The sequence below is a fragment of the Protofrankia sp. Cj3 genome (assembly GCF_917627355.1).
Lineage (GTDB): Bacteria > Actinomycetota > Actinomycetes > Frankiales > Frankiaceae > Protofrankia.
Window position 1 is genome coordinate 1 of sequence record NZ_CAKJTR010000210.1, and the last position, 8,029, is coordinate 8,029.

Consider the following 8,029-nt stretch of genomic DNA (forward strand, 5'->3'; position numbering starts at 1 on the left):
TAGTGAGCACACGGTGTCACGTTCTGGCGGAGCCAGAATCGGTGCGGCGTCGCTCGCTTTTTGTGATTTGTATCACTCTTTATCGCGCTGCTTGGATGTCGCTGACGGGTCGGTGGCCCATTTCCGCGGGTCATCACGTGGCGTGGTGCCGGGGACGCCCAGCCGGTGGGTAGGGTTCAGGCACGCCGGACGCTGCTGGACGGTGCGGGGTCTGCGCGAATGTGGCACTGCCCCCGACAACAGGGCAGGATGCAGGCAGGCAATTCAGTGAGTTTGGCGAGGTAGAAAGATCATATCAGTTACGGCTGGCGTTCGGTGCTCGGGAGCGGCCCGGCGTACCACCTAACGGCACCGGCCGGGGACAGGAAGCGGAGCCCGGACTTCGATGGCCGACAGGACAAGCGACTTCAAGCCCGGTCTCGAAGGCGTGATCGCCTTTGAGACCGAGATCGCGGAGCCGGACAAGGAAGGCAGCGCGCTGCGGTATCGCGGTGTCGATATCGAGGATCTCGTGGGAAAGGTCGACTACGGCCATGTGTGGGGGCTGCTCGTCGACGGGTCCTTCGAGCCGGGTCTGCCACCGGCGGAGCCCTTTCCGTTGCCGGTGCATTCCGGTGACATCCGGGTGGACGTGCAGAGCGCGCTGGCGACGCTCGCCCCCTACTGGGGCTTCGGCCAGCTCATCGACATCTCCGATGCCGAGGCCAGGAACAACCTGGCGCGGGCGTCGGTGGTAGCGCTGTCCTTCGTCGCGCAGGCGGCCCGCGGTCTCGGTCAGCCCGCCGTCGCGCAGAAGGAGGTCGACAAAGCCCGCACAATCACCGAGCGTTTCATGATCCGGTGGCGGGGGGAGCCGGACCCCAAGCATGTCCAGGCGGTGGACGCCTATTGGGTGTCCGCGGCTGAGCACGGTATGAACGCCTCCACCTTCACCGCCCGAGTGGTGGCCTCCACCGGCGCGGACGCGGCGGCCGCGCTGTCGTCGGCGGTCGGGGCATTGTCCGGCCCCCTGCACGGGGGAGCGCCGTCCCGGGTGCTCGCGATGTTGGATGACGTTGAGCGCACCGGTGACCCGGTCGGCTATGTCCGTCGTGCGCTGGACCGCAAGGAACGGCTGATGGGCTTCGGCCACCGGGTGTACCGCGCGGAGGACCCTCGCGCCCGGGTGCTGCGGCGGACCGCCCGTGACCTCGGCTCACATCGTTACGAAGTGGCTGAGGCGCTGGAGGCCGCGGCCATCGAGGAGCTCACGAACCGTTACCCGGACCGCCCGCTCCGGACGAACGTCGAGTTCTGGTCGGCGGTCGTGCTGGACTACGCCGAGGTACCGCCGCATATGTTCACGTCCATGTTCACCTGTGCCCGTACCGCCGGCTGGAGTGCCCACATCCTCGAGCAGAAGCGCACCGGACGCCTCATCCGCCCGTCCGCGCGTTACATCGGTCCGGCTCCCCGGCCGCTGGGGGACGTTCATGCCTGACGGCATCGTCATCCCCGGGCAGTTGCGTCCGGTTGACGGGCGTTTCGGCTGTGGACCGTCCAAGGTCCGTCCCGAAGCGGTCGCTCAGCTCGCCGCGACCGGAACGTCGCTGCTTGGCACTTCGCACCGGCAGCAGCCCGTGCGCAGTCTGGTCGGTCGCGTCCGTGCGGGCCTCGCTGACCTGTTCTCGCTGCCCGACGGCTACGAGGTCGTGCTCGGCGTCGGTGGTTCCACCGCCTTCTGGGACGCGGCCGCGTTCAACCTGGTGCGGGAACGCTCGCAGCACCTGGTGTTCGGAGAGTTCGGCGGCAAGTTCGCCGACACCGCGAAGGGCGCGCCGTTCCTCGCCGAGCCGTCGATCATCACCTCGGCGCCCGGCAGCCATCCGGACTGGGTGCCCGAACCGGGTGTCGACGTGTACGCCACCCCGCACAACGAGACATCCACAGGCGCGGCGAAGCCGGTCCGCCGGCCGGTCGGAGCGGACACGGGCGCGCTGCACCTGGTTGACGCGACCTCTGGCGCCGGTGGGCTGCCCGTTGATGTCCGCGAGGCCGATGCCTACTACTTCGCGCCGCAGAAGAGCTTCGCGTCTGACGGCGGGCTGTGGGTGGCGTTGCTCTCACCGGCCGCGATCGAACGGCTGGCCGAGATCGCCGCCTCCGGCCGGTGGATCCCGCCGTTCCTGGACCTCACGACCGCCCGGGACAACAGCTCCAAGGACCAGACCTACAACACCCCCGCGGTCGCCACCCTCTTCCTTTTCGCGGACCAGGTCGAGTGGATGCTCGCCCATGGTGGTCTGGACTGGTGTGTGCGGCGGACGGCGGAGTCGTCGTCCATTCTCTACACCTGGGCGGACAAGACGTCCTATACGACACCGTTCGTCACCGATCCAGCGCAGCGTTCACAGGTCGTGGTCACCATCGACTTTGACGGTGTGGACGCGGCGGTCGTCGCGAGCACGCTACGCGCGAACGGCATTGTGGATGTTGAGCCGTATCGCAAGCTCGGCCGCAATCAGCTGCGGATCGCCTGTTTCCCGGCAGTCGAGCCGGCTGATATCCACGCGCTGACCGCTGCCATCGACTATGTGGTCGAACGCCTGTAACCGTTCCGGATTTCCCAGATTGTGGTCTTTTTGTGGTCTTTCGAGGGCTGGTTGACGCGAAAGGCCTTGTTTCGCGCGCTTCGAGAGATGACCGTTGGAGAGCATCCGGCAATAGGTGCGTTCGGGCCGGGAGCCGCGTCCAGCTGCTTGCTGGTAAGGCCGCGGGCCACACCGATACCGGATGAGTGGGTATCGGTGTGGCCGAGAACGCGGCCAGGGGCCGCTTGGGCGTGGCGAGCCGGACAGCCGGCTTTCGAACACGCCCTAACGGCGAGGGCGTGTCGGAGCGGCCTGGGCCGCGAGGGCCGCGATCGAGTCGGATTCGCCGCCGATGTCGGGGGAACGGTCCTCGATCAGTGAGTACGGACGCTTGTCATAGCCGATGTAGAGCTGGCGTGGGCGGGCAATCTTCTGTTCGGGGTCGAGCAGGCCCTCTTCCCACTGGGCGAGCCAGCCGGGCATCCGGCCGATCGCGAACAGCACCGGGAACATCTCCACTGGCAGGCCCATCGCCTGGTAGATGATGCCGGTGTAGAAGTCGACGTTGGGGTACAGCCTGCGCTTGATGAAGTACTCGTCCTCGAGCGCGATCCGCTCCAGCTCCATGGCCAGGTCGAGCAGTGGGTTTGTGCCGGTGATTTTGAATACCTCATCGGCCACCTGCCGGATCACCCGGGCGCGCGGGTCGTAGTTCTTGTAGATCCGGTGCCCGAAGCCCATCAGTTTCTTCTTGCCGTCCTTCACCTTCGCGATGAAGGCGGGAATGTTCTCCACCGACCCGATATCGGTGAGCATCCGCAGCACCTGCTCGTTGGCCCCGCCGTGCAACGGGCCGTACAGCGCGGAGATCGCGGCCGCGGTCGCGGAGAACGGGTCGGCCTGGGAACTGCCGACCGCGCGCATCGCGTTTGCCGAACAGTTCTGCTCGTGGTCGGCGTGCAGGATGAACAGAACGTCGAGGGCGTGCTCGAGGTTCGGGTCCGGCTCGTATTTGAGCTCGGTGGCCTTCCACATCATGTTCAGGAAGTTGCCCGCGTACGACAGGTCGTTGTCCGGGTAGACGTAGGGCAGCCCGATCGAGTGCCGGTAGGAGAACGCGGCCAGGGTTGTGATCTTTGCGATGAGGCGCACGATCTGTAGCCGCCGCAGCCCTGGGTCCGTTATTTCCTTCGCGTCCGGATAGAAGGTCGACAGGGCGCCGACGGTCGACAGCAGCATGCCCATCGGGTGCGCGTCGTGGTGGAAGCCGTCGATGAATTTCTTGATCGATTCGTGTACGAGAGTGTGGTGGGTGATTTCGTCTTCCCACACCGCCAGTTCCGTGGCTGTAGGCAGCTCCCCAGCGAGCAGGAGGTAAGCGACTTCAAGGAAGCTGCTCCGCTCCGCCAGTTCGGTGATCGGGAATCCGCGGTAGCGCAGGATGCCGGCATCCCCGTCGATGAAAGTGATGGCGCTGCGACAACTTGCTGTGTTGGTGAAAGCCGGGTCGTAGGTCATCAGACCGAAGTCGCCTTCGTCAACCTTTATCGCCCGCAGGGCGCTGGCCCGGATCGCGCCGTCGGCAATCGGGATCTCATAGGTCTGACCGGTGCGGTTATCAGTGACGGTCAGGGTGCTGACCTGCTCGGACACGCCGGACTCCTCTCGCTGTAGCGATCACATCGGTATACACGCGCCTTGGCTGTGGCGTCCGGGTGTGGACTGCTTGGGCCGGTTCGGCGGTAGGCAACAGTTGCCCCCAAGTCTCGCGGTTCGCGCCACCACACGCCTGTGATCGGTAGCGTTCACCCGGCGTGTCCTGCGACACCCCTTACGGACCGTTCCGCGGCAATGCTCCATGTCCTTAACATGGCACTGTTGGTAAGGGATTTCAACATCGTGGGGAGCGGGGCACAGCCAAACCGATCACGAATGACGGAGGGTTTCTCCGGGCACGACATCCGCCGCGGCCGGACCGGAGCCGGGGCGTCCCGACCGGCGTGCCGCGGTCCGATGCCGCGACCGGCACGCCGTCGCCGGGTTCTGGGCGCGGGGTTCTGAGCACGGGGCCCCAGCACTGTGATGGCGTTGGCGCGCCGTTCACCAAGCCCTGGCGAGGTGTATGTGGATGCATCGACGCCTGTTAGCTGATCGTTGGATGTGAATATCAGGGAAAACTGTGTTGATGGCCCGCGCTCACGATTTCCGAATACCACCGAGGCTGCCGGAGCCAGGGCATGTTCCGACAGCCGGCTGTCCGGTTCCCTGGTCGAACAACGCCTCCCGGAACACGCCGTAACGTCCAGCATGGGCGCCGGGTCCCGCACCGACAGGCCGGAGCCGGTGGGCTGGATGGATCGGGTATCGGTAGGTGCTCCCGCGGGTCACAGCGCGACGGTCACGGTGTCCCGTCGGACAGCGACCAGCTGGCCACAGTCTCGTAACGCCGTCCGAGGCTGGGGGCGTTCTGCAGCATCGTCAACGCCCTTGCCGTCCACGTTCGGCAGGAGACGTGGGCGAGCGCAGCCGTCATCGGCCGCAGATCCGGCCCGGTCGGCTCGGTGGAGTCCGCCGCGCTCTGCCTGCGTCCCGGATGTGATCGTGCGATGGTCGCGAGGGTCAGGTGGCCACGCCAGGCCCGCGTGTCATCGAGGCCGGTCGCGCCAGCCAGCTTTGCCTCCCGTGCCACCGCCGTGGCCAGCGGCATCAGTGGTTCTTCGTCGACATCGGCGAACAGGACCCGGGAGCCGAAACGCCCGCTCCCGGCAATGGTCACAGACGGCGGCGGATGCTTGCGGGCGACATCGGCCAGCCGTCTGGTGAGATCAGGAAGAACGGCGGCCGGCACCTCGCCGAGGAAAGCGAGCGTGATATGCCAGCTGTCGGGCGGCGCCCAGCGCACTTCCGCGGCAAGCTGCCCATGGTCGCCCCGTAGCCGCCTGACGGCGTTGAGGAGCGGTTCGACGACATCAGCCGGTGGAACCAGAGCCACGAACATTCGAGCCACACCCAGCAGAGTCTGCGCGTTCGGAAAGTCCGAGTCCACAGGTGGTGCACCGGCCGTTGCGCTGTGGCTGTGGCCGTGGCTGTGGCCGGTGCGGGGGTCACGACACCCCCGGCACCGGCCGGATACGGGTTTCGGCGCGGGCTTCGGAGGCTGCTCCGGGATCTCCGGGCGGCGCGGGGCGCCGGGTGCTCCTGGGGCATCCGCGGTACCAGTCCTCCTCCACTGATTCGCGAAAATAGAAATAATATTAATTATTTAACAAATACGTGAATTTTTTCACGCGAAGAGTTTGAGACGGAGTAGTTACGAATTACGCTCCAGGCTGCCGCGGTGGCGGGCACTATCGGGGGGTGACGACGGTTCCCGAGCTGGTGGCCTCACGCGACCCGGCAGGCGCGCGCGAATGGCGTGAACGCCGCCGTGACGCTCGGCACTACCAGCCTGATCTTCCAGGTGCGATGGTTTTGGTAACGGATGGTAGCGATCGCATGACCGCTTCGGTCTTGCGTGACGCGGGTGTGGACGTGGTGGGCCTCCTCGCGCCCGAGCCGCTGGAGTCGCTGGCTTGGGCCGCCGAGGCTGAGGCGCCCCGAGCTTACGCGGACCTGGTCGCGATGCTGTCGGACGAAGTCGAGGCGGTGTGTATTGAGATGGCACCGCCCGGCTCTGACGTGATCGCTCGAAGGGCTGTCGAAGCAGGGCTGCACGTGCTCCTGTCACGTCCGGCGACCGCTGATCCCGACGCGCTGCGGGCCATTGCGGATCTTGCCGAGGAGTCCGATCTCGCGCACGTGGTCGCCCTCGATGGACGGGCCTGGCCGGCAGCCTGGCATGTGCAGGCGTCGATCCCCTCGCTCGGCCGGATCACCCAGGTGACCGTGCTCGCGGCCCCAGCCGGGCCATCCGGCCGGGCTGAGATAATTGATCTTGTTGGTCGCTGGTGCGGGGAGGTGATCGCCGTGTGTGCCCACCCGGCCGCCATGCCCGCCGCCAGCCTTGCCGCTGACGCGCCCGTGACCCTTGCGCTGCTGTCGTCCAATGGCGCCACGGTGCTGGTCAACGAGAGGCCCGGCGGCCGGCTGGACACTGCCACGATCACGATCTGTGGCACGGACGGGAGGATAGTGGTGCAGGGGCGCCGTGTCCTGCGACAGGACTGGGACGGTACGCGCGACCTGTTGATGCGCGATGTCCCGGGCGTGCGTCCCGGTCTCGTCGAGGCAACCTACGACGTCGTCCGGGTCACCGAGCTCAATGACTCCGCGCTGGTGCGCGGCGCGACTTTTTACGATCTCCTTACGATCGCCCGGCTGCTCGCCTCCGCCGACGTGTCCCGGGCCGGCGGAGGCTGGGTGGAGCTGTAGGCCGGTCCGCCGGCCGGCGCGGGGCGCGGATGCCGTACGGCGTCACGAACCAGCCAGGGTGTCGAGGATGGGCGCGGCCCGTTCAAGAGCGGCTATCTCGTCCGGACTGAGCGACGCCAACCGTTCGGCGAGCCATTCGTCGTGCCGGCGATGGTCGGCTTCCAACAGGTTGAGGCCGGCCTCGGTGATCCCGGCGATGACCTGACGGCCGTCGGTGGGATGCGCGCTGCGAGCGACCAGGCCGGTCTCCGCGAGATGGGCGACCACCCGGGTCATGGACGGTGGCTGTACCCGTTCGTGTGCCGCGAGCTCGCCGAGAGTCATCGAGCCGTGTCGCTTCAGCGTGGCAAGAGCGGCGATCTGCGTGGGGGTCAGCGTGTTGGAGCGTTCCTGGCGCAACCGGCGCGACAGGCGCATCACGGACAGGCGGAGTACCGACGCGAGTTGAGCCTCGGTAGCGCTGTCCATCAGGCCAAGGTACCTTGTTAGCCGCGCTACGGTGTGTTTCGGGAGTCGTCGTTCGATCAGGGAGCCGCGTCCAGCTGGTTCCTGGCAAAGCCCGCACACACCCCAAGAGGTCCGTCGGAGATTCGTCCCACGCGGGGTTCGTGGCTGGTATGAAACACGGTGAACCGGTTACGTTCCGCAAGGTTCTGGGGGCATGCCAGCCGAAGGCGGTGCGATCGTGGTGCCGCACCGCCGGAGGCCCTTGGGGCATGCCAGCCGAAGGCGGTGCGATCGTGGTGCCGCACCGCCGGAGGCCTTTGGGACATGCTGCCGTGGGCGTCAGCCCGTACTCGCTCCATGCGCGGCCAGGGCCGCGGGGACGGGTGCGATCGCGCTACGGTTCGCGGCCTCACCCCGGTCGCGCCGGGCGACCTCCGCACGGACGAGCGGGATCAGGTGACGGCCGTAGCGGAGACGAGACCGATGAACTCGACGGGCATACGGGCCCGGCTTGAACATCGGCTCACCGCCGGTGACCATCGGTTGCTGGTGGCCCGTGTGCTACAGGCGCACACCGAGGAGGACAGTACGTCGCCATTGATTTATCACAATGGCGAATACGGGACTTTCAAAACAAATAG

General features: G+C 66.7%; 7 protein-coding genes. 4 read left to right on the top strand and 3 right to left on the bottom strand.

Annotated features, from left to right (window positions below; all coding sequences use genetic code 11):
• The first annotated feature begins 385 nt into the window (after positions 1 to 385).
• Positions 386 to 1,480 carry a citrate synthase 2 gene (locus MJ783_RS20270; RefSeq protein ID WP_239312728.1) on the top strand — a complete coding sequence of 365 codons (1,095 nt, stop codon included), beginning with the start codon at positions 386 to 388 and terminating at the stop codon, positions 1,478 to 1,480.
• Positions 1,473 to 2,591 carry a phosphoserine transaminase gene (gene serC, locus MJ783_RS20275; RefSeq protein ID WP_239312731.1) on the top strand — a complete coding sequence of 373 codons (1,119 nt, stop codon included), beginning with the start codon at positions 1,473 to 1,475 and terminating at the stop codon, positions 2,589 to 2,591. Before MJ783_RS20270 ends, serC begins: the two co-directional genes overlap by 8 nt.
• 264 nt (positions 2,592 to 2,855) lie before the next feature.
• Here serC and MJ783_RS20280 read toward each other — a convergent pair whose 3' ends face one another.
• Entirely contained in the window at positions 2,856 to 4,223 is a 1,368-nt protein-coding gene (locus MJ783_RS20280; RefSeq protein ID WP_239312734.1) for a citrate synthase, read from the bottom strand.
• Positions 4,224 to 4,968: 745 nt separating this feature from the next.
• Positions 4,969 to 5,616, bottom strand: coding sequence for an RNA 2',3'-cyclic phosphodiesterase (gene thpR, locus MJ783_RS20285; protein ID WP_239312737.1), 648 nt, complete (start codon positions 5,614 to 5,616; stop codon positions 4,969 to 4,971).
• 311 nt (positions 5,617 to 5,927) lie between these two features.
• Here thpR and MJ783_RS20290 point away from each other — a divergent pair, with 311 nt between their 5' ends.
• Positions 5,928 to 6,941 (top strand): Gfo/Idh/MocA family oxidoreductase, encoded by a 1,014-nt coding sequence (locus MJ783_RS20290; protein WP_239312740.1) that lies wholly within the window; start codon positions 5,928 to 5,930, stop codon positions 6,939 to 6,941.
• Positions 6,942 to 6,983: 42 nt separating this feature from the next.
• Here the strand turns inward: MJ783_RS20290 and MJ783_RS20295 are convergent, their stop codons facing one another.
• Positions 6,984 to 7,409 (bottom strand): MarR family winged helix-turn-helix transcriptional regulator, encoded by a 426-nt coding sequence (locus tag MJ783_RS20295; RefSeq protein WP_239312742.1) that lies wholly within the window; start codon positions 7,407 to 7,409, stop codon positions 6,984 to 6,986.
• A 462-nt stretch (positions 7,410 to 7,871) separates the two neighbouring features.
• Between MJ783_RS20295 and MJ783_RS20300 the strand changes: the two genes are divergently transcribed.
• On the top strand, positions 7,872 to 8,029 hold a 158-nt coding region (locus MJ783_RS20300), incomplete at its 3' end, for a flavin reductase family protein (protein ID WP_239312744.1).

What these genes read in the sequence shown, in the direction of transcription:
- MJ783_RS20270 (WP_239312728.1), top strand. Translation starts at nt 386, where the DNA reads ATGGCCGACAGGACAAGCGACTTCAAGCCCGGTCTCGAAGGCGTGATC.
- serC (WP_239312731.1), top strand. Translation starts at nt 1,473, where the DNA reads ATGCCTGACGGCATCGTCATCCCCGGGCAGTTGCGTCCGGTTGACGGG.
- MJ783_RS20295 (WP_239312742.1), bottom strand. Translation starts at nt 7,409, where the DNA reads ATGGACAGCGCTACCGAGGCTCAACTCGCGTCGGTACTCCGCCTGTCC.